13 protein-coding genes are annotated in these 14,698 nt (G+C 64.3%); 9 read left to right on the top strand and 4 right to left on the bottom strand.

Annotation, left to right across the window (positions count from 1 at the left end):
- The first annotated feature begins 134 nt into the window (after window positions 1-134).
- The 7 genes from ACZ6DL_RS01810 (at window position 135) to ACZ6DL_RS01780 (ending at window position 9,259) form a co-directional block, all read left to right on the top strand.
- A complete protein-coding gene (locus tag ACZ6DL_RS01810; protein ID WP_466048389.1) occupies window positions 135-2,699 on the top strand; it encodes a Z1 domain-containing protein in 2,565 nt (854 codons plus the stop codon).
- Entirely contained in the window at window positions 2,612-3,715 is a 1,104-nt protein-coding gene (locus ACZ6DL_RS01805; protein ID WP_466048388.1) for a PD-(D/E)XK motif protein, read from the top strand. The genes ACZ6DL_RS01810 and ACZ6DL_RS01805 overlap by 88 nt, the downstream gene beginning before the upstream one ends.
- A complete protein-coding gene (locus tag ACZ6DL_RS01800; protein WP_466048387.1) occupies window positions 3,712-5,706 on the top strand; it encodes a hypothetical protein in 1,995 nt (664 codons plus the stop codon). The genes ACZ6DL_RS01805 and ACZ6DL_RS01800 overlap by 4 nt, the downstream gene beginning before the upstream one ends.
- Window positions 5,706-6,602, top strand: a complete 897-nt coding sequence (locus ACZ6DL_RS01795; RefSeq protein WP_466048385.1) for a hypothetical protein — start codon at window positions 5,706-5,708, stop codon at window positions 6,600-6,602. The genes ACZ6DL_RS01800 and ACZ6DL_RS01795 overlap by 1 nt, the downstream gene beginning before the upstream one ends.
- Before the next feature lie 17 nt (window positions 6,603-6,619).
- Entirely contained in the window at window positions 6,620-7,411 is a 792-nt protein-coding gene (locus ACZ6DL_RS01790; protein WP_466048383.1) for a DUF6339 family protein, read from the top strand.
- A 321-nt stretch (window positions 7,412-7,732) separates the two neighbouring features.
- Complete coding sequence (locus ACZ6DL_RS01785; protein ID WP_466048381.1) at window positions 7,733-8,344, top strand: GNAT family N-acetyltransferase; 612 nt, start codon at window positions 7,733-7,735, stop codon at window positions 8,342-8,344.
- Between the two features lie 582 nt (window positions 8,345-8,926).
- A complete protein-coding gene (locus tag ACZ6DL_RS01780; protein WP_357955331.1) occupies window positions 8,927-9,259 on the top strand; it encodes a hypothetical protein in 333 nt (110 codons plus the stop codon).
- 89 nt (window positions 9,260-9,348) lie between these two features.
- On the opposite strand, the gene ACZ6DL_RS01775 is transcribed toward ACZ6DL_RS01780, so the two are convergent.
- A complete protein-coding gene (locus tag ACZ6DL_RS01775) occupies window positions 9,349-9,699 on the bottom strand; it encodes a DUF6463 family protein (RefSeq protein WP_466048379.1) in 351 nt (116 codons plus the stop codon).
- 30 nt (window positions 9,700-9,729) lie between these two features.
- On the opposite strand from ACZ6DL_RS01775, the gene ACZ6DL_RS01770 reads away from it, so the two are divergent.
- Window positions 9,730-10,338: a TetR/AcrR family transcriptional regulator gene (locus ACZ6DL_RS01770; protein WP_466048377.1), complete on the top strand. Its 609-nt coding sequence runs from the start codon at window positions 9,730-9,732 to the stop codon at window positions 10,336-10,338.
- A gap of 21 nt (window positions 10,339-10,359) precedes the next feature.
- On the opposite strand, the gene ACZ6DL_RS01765 is transcribed toward ACZ6DL_RS01770, so the two are convergent.
- The 3 genes from ACZ6DL_RS01765 to ACZ6DL_RS01755 all read right to left on the bottom strand — a co-directional run bounded on the left by ACZ6DL_RS01765 (window position 10,360) and on the right by ACZ6DL_RS01755 (window position 13,944).
- Window positions 10,360-11,781, bottom strand: a complete 1,422-nt coding sequence (locus ACZ6DL_RS01765) for a vWA domain-containing protein (RefSeq protein WP_466048375.1) — start codon at window positions 11,779-11,781, stop codon at window positions 10,360-10,362.
- A gap of 216 nt (window positions 11,782-11,997) precedes the next feature.
- The gene (locus ACZ6DL_RS01760; RefSeq protein WP_466048373.1) at window positions 11,998-12,879 is read right to left on the bottom strand and encodes an AAA family ATPase; all 882 of its coding nucleotides are present in this window, start codon (window positions 12,877-12,879) and stop codon (window positions 11,998-12,000) included.
- Between the two features lie 21 nt (window positions 12,880-12,900).
- Entirely contained in the window at window positions 12,901-13,944 is a 1,044-nt protein-coding gene (locus ACZ6DL_RS01755) for an acyl-CoA thioesterase (RefSeq protein WP_466048371.1), read from the bottom strand.
- A 384-nt stretch (window positions 13,945-14,328) separates the two neighbouring features.
- Here ACZ6DL_RS01755 and ACZ6DL_RS01750 point away from each other — a divergent pair, with 384 nt between their 5' ends.
- Window positions 14,329-14,664 carry a hypothetical protein gene (locus ACZ6DL_RS01750; protein WP_466048369.1) on the top strand — a complete coding sequence of 112 codons (336 nt, stop codon included), beginning with the start codon at window positions 14,329-14,331 and terminating at the stop codon, window positions 14,662-14,664.
- Window positions 14,665-14,698: the final 34 nt, after the last annotated feature.

The following is a 14,698-nucleotide window of genomic DNA, read 5'->3' as shown; positions in this document are numbered from 1 at the left end:
ACCTGACATCAGCGGGGTAACACTTCATCCACTTACCCAAAAATCATCGGATCGAGCCGATACTGTTACCCGCAGCGCGGGGGAGCCAAACCTCCCATCGTCGAGGTAGGGGTAGCACGCAGTGGGAGATGCCGGTGAGCGATGTGATTGACGAGCAAGACGAGCTGTTCGATGTATTCAGGTTGTTGCTCGATACGTACACGCCGGCCGAGGCGATCAAAAAGCTCCGACTGTTCTCCACCCCCGATGACGTCATCAAGCGGATTGTGGACCGTCACGAGCGGGAAGTGGTGCGCATCAAGGAGATGCGTGAGCCTCCGTCTGTCGTGATCGACAACTACGAGACCTGGTACGCCGGGCCTCACCCCGATGACAAGCTGTGGCCGTCCATCACCGCCGGACTGGCCAAGGATGGCTGGCCGCAGACATCCCTCGATAGCTTGGACGGATCCTCGACGCGAGTCGTCTCACTCCTACAGCATCCGAGGCAGAGCTCCTTCTCGACGCGTGGTCTCGTCGTCGGTTACGTGCAGTCCGGCAAAACCACCAACTTCACGGCCGTGATGGCCAAGGCGGCCGACCGCGGCTACAAGCTGTTCATCGTGCTCGCGGGAATTCACAACGGTCTCCGCAGGCAGACCCAAACCCGCTTGGTTCAGCAGCTCGTAGAGCCGAATCCCACACTGTGGTCCCAGATCACCGACCTGGATCATGATTTCCGACCGACCGCGAACCCCGCCAGCTTCTTCGGCAAGTCGAATAAGACCCACGTCCTTTGTGTCGTCAAGAAGAACGCCACCGTGCTGCGCAAACTGGTGAAGTGGCTCGGGGACGCTTCGGAGTACCTGGCAGATTGCCCGGCGCTGATCATCGATGACGAGGCCGACCAAGCGACTGTCGCGACGAAGTCTATCAACCCGTTGATCCGCCAGATCCTCAATACACTGCCGAAGTCGGCCTATGTCGGCTACACGGCGTCCCCGTTCGCCAACTTGCTGATCAATCCTGCCGCTGAGGATCTGTATCCCGAACACTTCATTGTGAACCTTCCTCAGCCGCAAGGCCATTTCGGTACGGAGGTGCTGTTCGGCCGGTACGCGTTGGATGGCGAAGATCCCAACGACGTCGATGACGGTTACGACATGATCCGCACCGTGCCCGACGACGATGTGGAACTCGTTCGACCGAAGACGAGGGCGGACGCCGAAGGCTTCTACCCGACTATTACGGAGACCCTGCGTCGAGCGGTGCTGTACTTCTGGCTGACGACTGCTGCGCGGCGCGTGCGCGGCGGGGGAAATCCGCACTGCACGATGCTGATCCACACCAGCGTTCGCACCGCCGTGCACAATAGTTTCCGGGACCCCCTGCTGTCGTTACGAGCCAAGGTCGGCCGCAACCTGGGGGATATCGCGCTACAGAGCGAGTTGCGTGCGCTCTGGGCCGAGGAGACCTCTCGCGTGCCTGCTGCCGAGTTCCATGAGGAGTTCGTCTCCTTCCAGGAACTCCAGGCAGAACTGCCCGGCGTACTGCGTGATTGCCGTGTGGTGATGGACAACTCGGAGAGCACCGACCGCCTCGACTACGAGAATGGCCCTGTGGTCGCTATCGCGGTGGGTGGCAACACGTTGTCGCGCGGTCTGACGCTCGAAGGTCTGTCTGTCAGTTACTTCGTGCGTTCGGTCTCGACGTATGACACGTTGCTACAGATGGGCCGCTGGTTCGGCTATCGCAAGGGCTACGCCGACCTGCCGCGCATCTGGATGACCAAGGAACTCGAGGACTGGTTCCGCCACCTGGCGACGGTCGAGACCGAGATGCGGCGCGACATCGATGTCTATATGACCGAAGGTAAGACACCGATGAACTTCGCGGTACGCCTTCGAACACACCCCGCGCTGCGCGTGACGGCAGCCGCGAAAATGAAGGACGCGGTGTCGGCGTCGTCGTCCTATGGTGGACAACGCGTCCAGACCAGATACTTCCGTTTGGAATCCGAGTGGCTGCGGCAGAATCAATCGGCAGCACGCAAGCTCGTGAACGAGGCTATCCGGATCGGTAGCGTCGAGGGAAGCCCTACAGATGGACGCTTCCTCATTCGAGATGTCCTTAGTGATGCCGTACTGGAGTTCCTGCGAAATTACCAGTTTCACGAGCGGTCGCAGGAGTGCGACGCTAAACTGATGGCGGGATACATCGAGAAGCGTATCCGAAATGCGGGGACACTGCGGCGTTGGAACGTCGCGGTGGTCGGGAAACCAGCCGAGAACAGTCCGGAGCAGTTCGACTTCGCGCCAGGGATTCGCGTCGGAACAATCGTTCGATCGCAGTTCTCCTCTGGATCAGATTATTCCGACATCAAGACGTTGATGAGCCGTCGTGACGCAGGTTTGGACCTCGCGGGCATCACGACCAGCACGACCGAAGGAGATATCCAGAAGGCTCGTGCTGCACAACAAGCCGACGCCGGACTGTTGGTGCTGTACCCGATCGACAAGGTTTCGGAGCCCCAGCCTTCGAAAGACAAGCGTCAACCGCTGAACGCACCGGAGCATGTCATCGGCGTAGGTCTGGTGTTCCCGAAGCCCAAGCACGACGACAGCACCGTCGCATGGGAAGCCAACTACATCTCGGCAGACCTGTCCGGCGTCGAGATAGAGGAGGAGGACTTCAGCGCCCTCGAAGCAGAGGACGTCTGATGTCGACAGAGATCAGAGATGTCCTGGACGATCACTGGCGACGCCTCGAACATCGTCCACCGTCGATGTCGTCAGTCGTTGCCGTCTCCGAGCTACCCGTGCCCACACCGAATGGATCGCTGGCAGTCGCGATCGACAGCGGGCGGAATCGGCACCTGCTGGTGCCGGTCGGTGCGCATCAGAATGTACGCAAGGGGCTCAACGGCCCGGTCCTGATGTTGAACAAGCGGACCCTCGATGACGACAGGACCAGGCACGACTACGCCGATCTGGCCTGTCTTCGATCCGACCTCAGCGATATCTTCACGACGTTGTGCGCTGATGTCCTTATCGCAACCGAAGCAGCCCCCGAAAATCCGCTGAAGGTTCTCAACCGAGTACTCGATCGGTGGAAGGCGCTGTTTCAAAATCCCGGTCCGCCGCTGGGCCCGGAGCAACGAGCCGGACTTTTCGGTGAACTGATCGTGTTGGCGCGGCTACTCGAGCAGGACAGCAGCGCTCATCTGTTGTGGCGAGGGCCGTCAGGCTATCGTCATGATTTCGCGACCGACGCGGGAGCTCTCGAGGTGAAAACCTCGACAAGTCCTAACGGTCGCCGGATTCGCATCCACGGCCTTGATCAGTTGGAGCCGCCGATCAACGGTGTACTGGGGCTGGTCTGGCTTCGGCTGGAACCGACCGTGCGCGAGGGCGTCGGCTTCCTCGACCTTATCGATCGCGTACTCGAGCTTTCCGACGACGAGACGGCCGTACTCAACAAGCTGGCATCGATCGGCTACCGCAAAGCCGACGACGACCATTACCGCCACGCCCGGTACGCAGTCGACGAACAACGCTGGTACAACGTCGATGTCGCGTTTCCGCGACTAACCACCGTCGACCTGGTAGCGGCCGCGATCTCCTCGAACGTGCGCGAGGTCGACTACACGATCGACCTGTCGGGAGACACGCCAGGCCCGATGGAGGACAGCCAAGTGGAGCGACATATTCGGATGATGATCGAGGAGCACGTGTGACTGCGCCTGCTTGGGTTTCCCAGCCCTTTCCTCCGGAAGGCGCCAGCGCTGCGGAGGGAATAAGAAATCAACTCGGCAAGCCCGAACTCGATCATCTGACCATCCTGGTCCGCGAATCGGCGCAGAACAGCTGGGATGCTCGTAGCAGTGACGGCGTTTCGGTGGACTACCGCATCGATCTGCAGACGGTCAGCGCCGCCGACGCGCCGGCATGGAGGGACAATCTGCTGCGTCGGGCTCCTGCCAAGCAGGTTCTTCCCCTCCGCGACTCATTGGTGCAGCCCACTATCCGGGTGTTGTCGATCTCGGACCGGGGCACTCGGGGGCTGGGCGGACCGACCCGAGCCGATGCGGTCACCGAGAATCGTCGCGACTTCGTTGCTTTCCTTCGCAATATCGGTGAACCACGTGACCAAGCGTTGGGCGGAGGCACCTACGGTTTCGGCAAAGGCATTCTTTATCTCGTCTCGAGACCGGGAACGATCCTGGTGCACACCCGGTGCCAGTACGAGGGGCGCTACGAGACCCGATTGATGGGGGCGGCGCTGTGGAAGAGCTATGACGCGAGAGAGTCCGACCGCGATCGCCGCTATACCGGCAGGCACTGGTGGGGAGATACTTCCGGCGACGTGATCGAGCCGCTCGTCGGCGCCGAGGCCGATGCGATGGCGCGGAAACTCGGGCTGCGACCGTTCGAAGACACCGAAACGGGGACGACGATCGTCATCCTCGACCCCGATTTGGAAGGGGCAGAGCCTGCCGCCGTAGCCCGATATCTCGCCGAGACGATCACATGCCAGTTGTGGCCGAAGATGATGCCCGACGGCAACGGCGTTGTTCCCATGCGATTCTCCGTGACCTGCGACGGTATCGAATACAAGGTGCCGCAACCCGCCGAGATGAAGTCTCTGCGCTTGTTCGTCTCTGCCTACCGCAAAATGGTAGGCAGCGAGGCACAGGAACTGCACTGCCGCAGGCCGAAGAAGCTACTCGGGCGGTTTGCCGTGCACCAGTCGATGGCGCAGCGGTTCGAGCCTACCGACGCCGAGCGAATGGCCGGGTTCGAACATGGAATGGTGCATCATGTCTGCCTGATGCGCCCGGCCGAACTCGTGGTGACGTATTGGCCCGGACCCAAGCCCGCGAGCGAGTACTCCGCGTATGCAGGTGTCTTCCGAGCCGATACTGCGATGGACGAAGCTTATGCGGCGGCCGAGCCGCCGACCCACGACAATTGGAACTACCAGTCGCTGGACTATCCTGACTACTCCTTCGTCAAGATGACCTTCGTACGCATGAAGGAGGCCATCGAGCAGATGTTCGGCCCGCGTGGCAGCAGTGGGGTCGAGGTTGCACAAGTATCGCTCGGGGCAGCCAGCGAACGCCTTTCGCCTCTCGTGGGCGGCGCGTGGGGTATCGGTGCGGCCACAGACTACGGCAAGCCAGGCGACACAGCACCGCCCGCTCGGCCGACACCCGCACGTCGCCCGAGTGGTCGACGACAAGAGATCGATGAAATAGAAGAGGTGGAAATTCCCGACACTGCGGGCACAGCGGGGCACGAGCTTCCCGGATCGCTCGAGTATGGGCAGGATACGAACTCGACCGACACCGATCCGTATGCCGAGGCAGTGAAGCCGGTCAAACAGCGACGGCGACGCCCGAAGATCGAATACATCGGGGATCCAGAGCCAGAGGAATTGTGGGGGAATGCCGTGGTGGTGCAGCGCTTCCGTGTGCCGGTCGGCATTCCGCAACGAGTCACCGTCGATCTGGCCGTTGCCCTGAACAGTGACGGCGGCCTAGAGATGGATCCCCCCGCCGGTGCCGATATGCCTGGCCTCGTCGGTTGGCAGGATCCGCACGGCGAGATCCACCAGGTACCGTCGTATGTCATCGAAGGTGGCGACGGCCAGATCTGGAAGGCCGTGGTGAAGCCTGCATCCGACACTATGACCGACATCATGCTCTACACCGAGGCGGTCGGCTGATGGCCCATCGCGTTCTTCCCTACAAGAAGCCGTCGCCAGCCGCCATACAGGCAGGTGAGTGGCTGTTGTCGGTCGACGGCAACGAAATGCCGCTGCCGGAGTCCTACCCCCATTGGGACTATCAGACAACACTGAGTCTGCGCCGCACTATCAAGATCGATCTGCGCCGCGCCCTTGCGGAATCGACACTGGACCCGGGTGCCGAACTCACTCTGGCCGCGATCTGGACATCGACGGGATCGAAACTCAGGGGAACAGTGATGCGCGCGGTGGTCCCCGGCAGCGGCGAAGTCGAATTGCGCGCCGATCTTCCGGGTGCGGATCTCGGTGGTGTCGTGCTGTTGGACACCGCCCTGGTACTCGCGCGGCGCCGACACGGCAGTGGTCGTCCGGTAGCCCCCCGTCGTGGTGGCTCGGTCCTGTGGAGTGATCGAAGGCAGATTCGCTTACAAGGTGACGCTCCGCAATTCCCGATCGCCATAGTCGATTTCGACCGAACCGACTATCCCGGTGACGCGGCGTGGCACTTGGAGATCGGCACGAACCTCGACGCGGCGACGATGGGCTCTCTCCTCCTGCTCGTCAATGAGAAGAAGACGGTCGTCACCGAAGCCCTCCAACGCGCGAGCAGTCCGCGTATAGAAGACAAGATCGCACTGTCGGCGCTCTACGCGGACGTAGCCCGCACTATGGTGGACCACGCCCTGCGCCTGAGTGAGTTCGATGACGACTCGCACTACGTCGATGAAACTCTAGGTGCCACGCTGCAGGAACTGTTCGGCCGACTCTTCCCGGGCCGGTCCATCACGGATATCCGACTGGCAGCACAGGAATCCCCGAACTTGTTCGCGTCCGAACTGCAGGCGGCCGTGAAAATCTTCGAGGGGGTCGCGTGACACTTCTGTACCCTCGGTTGCTGCGCCACCGTGCGAAACTACTGGCAGCCGAATACAAGGAGCTCAGCCCGCTCGACCTGCACAACCGTTGGGCCATCGCTGACGAATCCGCGGTGTTCGTCGCGACCGGCGGTACCCGTGTCGACCGTGACAAATTGCAGTTCCTTCGCGACGTGGTCATCGACCTGGCCAAGGAATCCGGCTTTCCGGAGCCACCTGACGCGCGCCAGAAGGTTTCCTTCGATCTCAACCTCGCCGTTGCGTGGCACAAGGAGATGCGCATCGCCCCGGCAGAAGCTGCCGCCGGCGACGTCTGGGCTTTTTTCGCCTTGATCGTTCTCCCCGACGTCGCTCACTGGCGCTACCCGAAACCGCCGGCCGACCGCGTCGTCGGTTCCGATCTCACTCGTCATGTCTTCGGCCGGATGTGGTGGCGAGCGCATCTGGTGTATTCCCCGGCCGATTCCGACCCGTATGCGGCGCTGCATGTCCTAGGTGAAGCGGCTTTCGATCAGATCTACGCGCGGCGCGCGGCCTTGGGTGGCAGTCCACACTTGATCAAGTCGATCCTGCGAGTCTGGCGACGCATGGATCTCCGAGGTCTGACAGAGCGAGAAATATTGCGGGACTTCCTCAAGCGACTGCTGCGCTTGGCACCGTTCGTCGTCTTCGAGGCACTGGACGAAGCAGCGTTGGACGAGGAACTCGTAGAGATCGCGAGGGAAACCGTGATCGGTGTACTGTCCGCAGGCGGCCGGATGTCGGTCAAGGAAGCCGGCAGCCGCGCAGAGCGTGTATTCGGTGAGTAGAGATGAGCTCTCATAGTCTCAGGTCCTTTCACCGATGCGGTCACACCGACAGCAGCGCACCGCAGTTTCTGGTGGTCCTCCACGGCAGGCCCAGCGCGACCGCTGCCTTCCGGCGGGGCCCGGTAGATGAGGAGTGCCGGTATCAGCAGGTCCAACGGTGATACCTCGTGCGCGATCGTGACACCTTCGATAATCGGATCAAGGATCGGCGCGGCGTACAACCGGCCCGCATCAGGGCCGGCAACGCCGCGCGCACTGACGATCAGCTCGTACAGCACCACGGCAAAGAGGCGATGAACTGGCAAGACGGGTGGTTACCGCGTGAGTCCTGAGCAGTCCGGCTCGATAGACGGCATCGGCTTTCAGCACTACACCGCCGCACAGGCTCGCGACCTCCGCGACGAAGTCGAGCTTATCTTCCGAGACTCCTACGTCGATGCGATCGAGTCGGGTGAGGAATTCGAGTCGCCCGAGGCGTTCATGCACCGATTCGATGCCTACACCGACCCCTCCCGCGCCGGCGCGTTCGAGTTGGTGATCGCTCGTCTCGACGGCGAACTCTGTGGGCAGGCGTGGGGTTGGCCGCTCACCGCCGAGACCGCATGGTGGGACGGGTTGCGGCTCGACGAAGGCGACCACCCGGCGTTCACCGCCGAGAACGGTTCGCGCACATTCGCCTTCAGCGAGATCATGGTGCGCAAGCAATTCACCGGGAGGGGTATCGCGCGGGCCCTGCACGACGAACTGCTCGCGGGACGGCCCGAGGAGCGCGCGACACTGCTGGTCCGCCCGGATAATCAGCGGGCGTATGACAACTATCGCCGGTGGGGGTGGTACCGAGTCGGCACCTTGCGGCCGGGCTGGCCCGAGGCCCCGCGATTCGATGTGCTGATGCGTGGTCTCGAGCGAGCTCAGAGCGACGCAACCGACTGATCGCCGACAAGGAGTAAGCCGTCTGACCGCATGGGTCGCGGGTGGCGGTGAAGACCGGCCAGAGGAATTCGCGAATTACCGTGCGAAGTTTCTGCGGCTCTACGTCGGCCGCAACCGCGCGATGACCTCGGTCAACTGCATTAGCGATGCAGCACGCGCGCATCGTCACGCACTCCGCGTTGACGAGTTCTCCCGGTTGTTCAGCGCGTATATCGATATTGGAACGAATCGGGGATCAAGGGGGAAAAACATTCTGGCAATTGGCATTTCACGAACCGCGGATCGACGGTGCGCGCGCTGGCGCGTTGCTAGCATCGGGCGGTTCGTGACAGTGGTTCGTACGGACCCGGGAGGGGATACATGAGCGGCACATCGGGCCGGGATCGTCGGCAGAAGCGGGTCATGGCGTCGCGCCGTGTCTCGTACACACTTCCCGCCCTGGTGGCTATGACCCTTGTGTCGAGTGGGTGCGGAGCTGGTGGCACCGCCGCTCCCCGCCCGATCGTCACCACGGTCTACACCACCACCTCGAAGCCTCCGGTTCGCACGACTACGCCGGTGACCACCACTACTACCCCACCGGTGACGACCACTTCTCGGATCCCCTCGACTACGCCGACCACCGACACCGCGCAACCGATCTACGTCGGGATCTGTGTCGACCAGACAACGAATACCCGGTCGATCGATGACCTGTGCGACACCACCGACAGCCGCTACGCCACCTTCTGGTACCGGCACGCCGATGCCCTCATATACCCGGCGGTCGGCGCTGCGGTGGCCCTCGCCGCCGGGACCTTCCTGCGCCCGAGCGGAACCGAAGTCCACGACCGAGGCGTTCCGACCACGGGCGGCACAATCCAGCGCGGCGTGCTCGGCCGAGGTCGACCCGACATCGGCGGCGTCGGCTCGTAGTCGACCTGTAGCCGGTCGCGACAGCGATTTCGGTCGAGCTCGCGGCGGCGGATACGGAGTCGGCTCACCTCCGCTGAGCGGGGCCGGAATTACCCTGCCGGAACCGCGGCGATGCGGCGATGGCGTAACCATCCGCGGACGCCGATGGCCAGCGGCACCAGGACGGTGAGAAACCCGGAGACCGGCTCGAACGCGAGGCCGAACGCGGTGAGCACAGCGATCGCGGCGAGGATCGGCGCTGGAACGTAGCCGCGCGTTCGCTCCGTCTCGATCACGGCGATACCGAAGCCGACGGCGGCGACTCCGAACGCGGTGAACCAGAAGGCGAGTTCGGTCTGCTCTCGGCCGGTCGCCCAGATGACGACGCCGAGTGCGGTATGCGCCGATCCGATGAACGCGAGCAGACTGCCCGTCACCGGGAACGGAGTTTTTGAATCCATATTCCTAAACTTTGCCCTAAGCTCTCCCCCATGGCAAGACCCCGGCGATTCACCGATGACCAGATCCTGGATGCCGCGCGCGACTTGCTCGCCGATCCGGCGACGACCAGGCCGACCATCGCCGCGATCAGCGCTGCCTCCGGCGTCCACACCGGATCGATCTACGTGCGCTTCGCCTCCCGCGACGAGTTGCTCGCACGACTGTGGCTGCGCTCGATCCAGCGCTTCCACACCGGATTCGTCGCCGCGCTGTCGGGAGCCGACCCGCTGCTCGCCGCCGCGATGCACCTGCCGCGATACTGCCGCGCACATCCCACCGAAGCTCGTGCGATGAAGATGTTCCGGCGTGAGGAACTGCTCGAGGTGGGCTCCGCCGAGTTGCGCGCCGACATCGCCGCGGTCAACGACCGCATGAACGACGCGCTACGCGCTGCCGTCGCGACGGAGTTCGGCGAAGCCGACGAGCATCGCATGGCGATCGCGATGGCTGCCGTCAAAGCTATTCCCTACGGGCTCGTTCGCGAGTACATCGCGGGCGCGGCGCCCATTCCGGACTGGGTCGATGAGGTCATCGCCACCGCGACGGCCGCCGTGGTCCACAAGTTGCGTCCGGCGGTCAGTGAGCGGGCATCCCGCTGAGGCGCCATTCCGGCGGCCGAGTCAGGCCGGCAGCAGCCGCGCGATGACCTCGGCCAACTGCTTGACGTTCCGGCACTCGTGCATCGTCACACAGTCCGCGTACACGTGGGCGGCGGAATCCCCCGTCGACCAGGAGCGCGACGGTTCCGGATTCAGCCAGTAGGTGTGTTTCGCGCGGTCGACAATGGTTTGCACCGCAGCGAGATTCGGATCCGTGCGGTTGGTTCGCCCGTCGCCGAGGATGAGCACGGATGTGCGCGGCCCGAGGGCGTCGGCGTAGTTGTCGAGGAATCCTTGGAACGCTTCGCCGTAGTTGGAGCTACCGAAGCGGGCGACTCTGGTGGAGCGGATGATTCGGGCGGCGGTGCCGGGGGTCGGTGGTTCGCCGGGGGTGAAGAAGTGGGTGATCTCGTCGCAGGTGTCGACGAAGCCGAAGCTGCGGACCCTGCTGAACTGGTCTTGCAGGGCCTGGATGAGGTGCAGGGTGAATTCGGCGAAGCCGGTGACCGAGCCGGAGATGTCGGCGAGGACGACCAGGTCGGGGCGGCCGTGTTTGCGGGCGCGCAGGACCGGGTCGATGGGGACGCCGCCGGTGGCCATGGAGCGGCGCAGGGTGCGGCGCAGGTCGATCTGGCCGCGGACGGCTTTGCGGCGGCGGACGGCTAGGCGGGTGGCGAGTTTGCGGGCCAAAGGGTGCACGAGGCGGCGCATTTCGGCGAGGTCTTGTTCGCGGGCGCCCAGGAAATCGATCCGGTCGGTGCTGGATTCGACGCCGCGGCGGGCGATGTATTCGGTGCCGCGCAGTTGCGCCGAACGCAGCCGGGCCTCGGTCTGGACGGCGGTGCGAAACGCGGCGAGGCGGCGGTTGGCTTCGATGGTGTGGACGGTGGTGTCGAGCCGGGAGGCGCCGTTCATGCCCGCGACGATGCGATCGATTAGTTCTTCCGGGCGTAAGGCTTTCATGGTCAGGTATGAGGACCAGCCCGCGCCGGACGCGGTGGTGACCGGCGTGGACTGCCCGGCGCCCGCGCCGCCGTAGCCGCCGAGTTCGCTGAGCGCCCGGCGGGCGAGTTCGGCGACGGACTCCGAATCATCTTGTGCCAGCGCGGAGACAAGGCGATCCCGCAAGGCTTCGATGGACTCGGGTGTCGACCGATCGACCGGCTGTGGCTGCCGGGCGGTCAGGAAGTACAGATCGAAGAGCTGGTCGAACACGGAGCGTTGACCATTGCGGCGAAGGAGGCAGGCAGCCATGCCGGAGCGCAGGCGATCGCGATCGTCGATTCCGAGGGCAACCATCGCCTCCGCCGCATCGATGGTCTCGCTCGGCCCCGCGTTGATGCCGTGATCGCGGAGCAGGCCGACGAATGCCACCAGCCGATCGGTCATCGAGCCGGAGCGGTCGCGACCCGCCTCACCGGCGTGGTCTTCGGCGAGACTCATGCCCGACTCCGCCTCGTAGTCGGCACGGTGACCGGCCCGAACGGCAGTCGGAGGGCGGATGCCGGAAGCGGCGGCGTGCGGGGGCGCGTCGGCCTGACGGTGCTTCTCAGCGAATGCCTCGCAACGCCGGAGCAGCCGGTGGGCGCATGCGCGGCCGGATTGCGCGGCAGCCCTACGGGTGAGTACGAAGCGAGTCGACGGAGCCCGGAGTTCATCTCACCCTCCTGGCTCGGTATCCATCTCGAGCCCGAGCCGCTCTACCGCCAGGCGGTGGTCGGATTGGTGTTTCAACAGCACTCCGAGTGTCGAGCGAACGACACCGCCGGATATATTGCGCACGCCGAGGGCGACCAACGTCTTCGCCCAGTCGACGGTTTCGGCGATCGATGGAGCCTTGCGCAACGAGAGTTGACGCAAGGCCCCGACCACCTGGACCACCGGCTCCGCCAGCGTCTCGTCCAATTCCGGAACCTTCATCCGCACGATCGCCCGCTCCAGTTCCGCCGTCGGGTAATCGATATGCAGATACAGACAGCGCCGCTCGAGCGCCTCGGACAGCTCACGGTTGGCGTTGGAGGTCACGATGACGAACGGCTTACGGACCGCGGTGACGGTGCCGAGTTCGGGGATGCTCACCTGGTAGTCGCCGAGCACCTCGAGCAGCAGTCCTTCCAGCTCCACGTCGGCCTTGTCGAGTTCATCGATGAGCAGCACCGTCGAGCGCGGGTTGCGGATGGCGGCCAGCAACGGGCGCGCGAGGAGGAATTCTTCGGTGAAGACGTGGTCGCGGGTGCTGTCCCAGCCTTCGTCGTCGGTGGCGGTGATGCGCAGCAGCTGCTTGGCGTGGTTCCACTCGTAGAGAGCGCGGGCCTCGTCGATGCCCTCGTAGCACTGCAGGCGCACGAGGTCGGAGGTGGTCGCGGCGGCTACGGCCTTGGCCAGCTCGGTCTTGCCGACGCCCGCGGGGCCCTCGATCAGCAGCGGCTTGCCGAGGTGGCCCGCGAGGAACACGGCGGTGGCGATATCGAGGGACGGGAGATACCCGGCCTCGCTGAGGCGCCCGGTCACCTCGTCCACCGACGCGAAGAACTTACTCATCGGTAACTAGTGTAGACGGCCTCAATTCGGGGCCGGGATCCGGAAATGACTCGGCTCGGCATCCGAGGGCACTGCGCTCGCCGTGGTGAACGGCTCGACCAGCGACCGCAGTTCGATCAGGTGCCGGGCGTGCGCGTCCAGCGCCAGATCCTCCTCGGACACCGGCCGCCATTGCCGCACGTTGCGCGCCTTCCCCTCGTCGTCGACCGCGACGACCACGGCCAGGCCGTGCGCCGCCAGCGCCGGTTCGTCGGAGTGCGCGTCGGTGGACGTCACGTGCACGCTCACGTGCATGCTGCGCGGGCCGGTGTGGATCAGCCGCGCGGTGACCTCCACGACGTGGCCGATCACGATCGGGCGGTAGAAACGGATACCGCCGAAGTAGGAAGTGATGACCCGCTGTCCGGCCCAGTCCGCGCCGCATACGTACGCCGCCTCGTCGATCCACCGCATCGTCCGACCGCCGTGCACCTTGCCACCCCAGTTGATGTCCGAAGGCGCTGCCAGAAACCGCAGGGTGGCGCTCGGCGCGGTACCCGCGGAGGTGTACCGCTGGGCGGCCATCGCCTCCTCGATCTGCTTGCGCACCGAGATCCGGGCGCGGGCCTGCCGGTGCCGCTGCAGTTCCAGCAGCGTCGTCGGATTCCATTGCGGCACCTCGACGCTGCGCTTGGCGTCGTCCACCGCGACGAAGATCGTCAGGCACTGCGCCGACTGCACCGGCTTCACCCGCGTGGGATCGGTGGAATAGACCGTCACCAGGATGTGCATGCTGGTGCGCCCGGTGTGCACCAGGTCGGCGTGCAATTCGACCAGCTCGCCGACCGCGATCGGCCGATCGAGATGGATGTTCCCGACGTAGGCGGTGACGCAGTAGCGGCCGCTCCATTGGGCCGCTGCCGCGTAGGCGACTTTGTCGATCCATTCGAGGAGTTTGCCGCCGTCGACCGAGCCCACGATGCCCGCGTCGGCGGGCTGGACGAGGAAGCGGTGGATCGCCTCGGAGCGCCGACCGGCCGTGGCCGGTTCGTACGCGGTCGGTTCGCTATCGGTCGAGTTGGTCAAGGTCCACCATCCGTTCGGGCAGAGAATGTTCGGCTACCTGACCCCGTTGTCCGGGAGAACCATAGAGCCCAGGCGTCGGTACGAGCGAGTAACGACGCGCAACCACACCGGACGGCGTGATCGGCAGCTTTCCGCGATCGATGAGCAACGCCGATAGAGGGCGCCCCTGACATCGCGGTTCGATTTGGTCCGCAAGGGAGAGAACACCCGTGACGTTTCGCGGCAAGTGCGCAAGAGTGAAATCGTGCAGTCGCTGCCCCGTCGGTAAGCGCGACCGCGAAGCAGTGACCGTAGATCCAGATCTGTCTGCGGGGGGAGGCCGTGGGCAGACCCCAACGGGGGACGGCGGGCGGAGACGCTCGTCGCAGAGCGAAAGGATTTACGTTGTTCTCGTCAATCAGCGCACGCCGTATCTTCCGCGTGGCCGTCGCCGGTGCGATCGCCGCGATCCCGTTGACCGCGGTGGCGATGCCCGCGTCCGCCGCACCGAGCGCACCCGGGGTCACTCCGGCTTACAACGACCAGTGCGCCTTCGGCCCGTTCCCCGGCTGGAGTTGCAACAACAACGTCTTGGTCGACAAACCCCACTACGGCGCACCACCTTATGGCCGCGGTCCTGGCTGGGACCAGGGCTGGGGCGGCGGAGGCTGGGACCAGGGCTGGGGCGGAGGTTGGGGCCAGAACTTCGGTCCGGGCACAGGCTCATTCGGCAGCAGTTAGAAACTCCGCGAAAGACGCCGGTGGCCCGCTCCGA

Source organism: Nocardia sp. NPDC041819, assembly GCF_055590505.1.
This window is presented reverse-complemented; position numbering and strand designations above follow the sequence as displayed.

Bases quoted from the DNA above. Each gene is read 5' to 3' on its own strand.
- ACZ6DL_RS01775 (WP_466048379.1), bottom strand. From the start codon at position 9,699: ATGGATTCAAAAACTCCGTTCCCGGTGACGGGCAGTCTGCTCGCGTTC.
- ACZ6DL_RS01805 (WP_466048388.1), top strand. From the start codon at position 2,612: ATGGGAAGCCAACTACATCTCGGCAGACCTGTCCGGCGTCGAGATAGA.
- ACZ6DL_RS01770 (WP_466048377.1), top strand. From the start codon at position 9,730: ATGGCAAGACCCCGGCGATTCACCGATGACCAGATCCTGGATGCCGCG.
- ACZ6DL_RS01795 (WP_466048385.1), top strand. From the start codon at position 5,706: ATGGCCCATCGCGTTCTTCCCTACAAGAAGCCGTCGCCAGCCGCCATA.
- ACZ6DL_RS01760 (WP_466048373.1), bottom strand. From the start codon at position 12,879: ATGAGTAAGTTCTTCGCGTCGGTGGACGAGGTGACCGGGCGCCTCAGC.
- ACZ6DL_RS01765 (WP_466048375.1), bottom strand. From the start codon at position 11,781: ATGAGTCTCGCCGAAGACCACGCCGGTGAGGCGGGTCGCGACCGCTCC.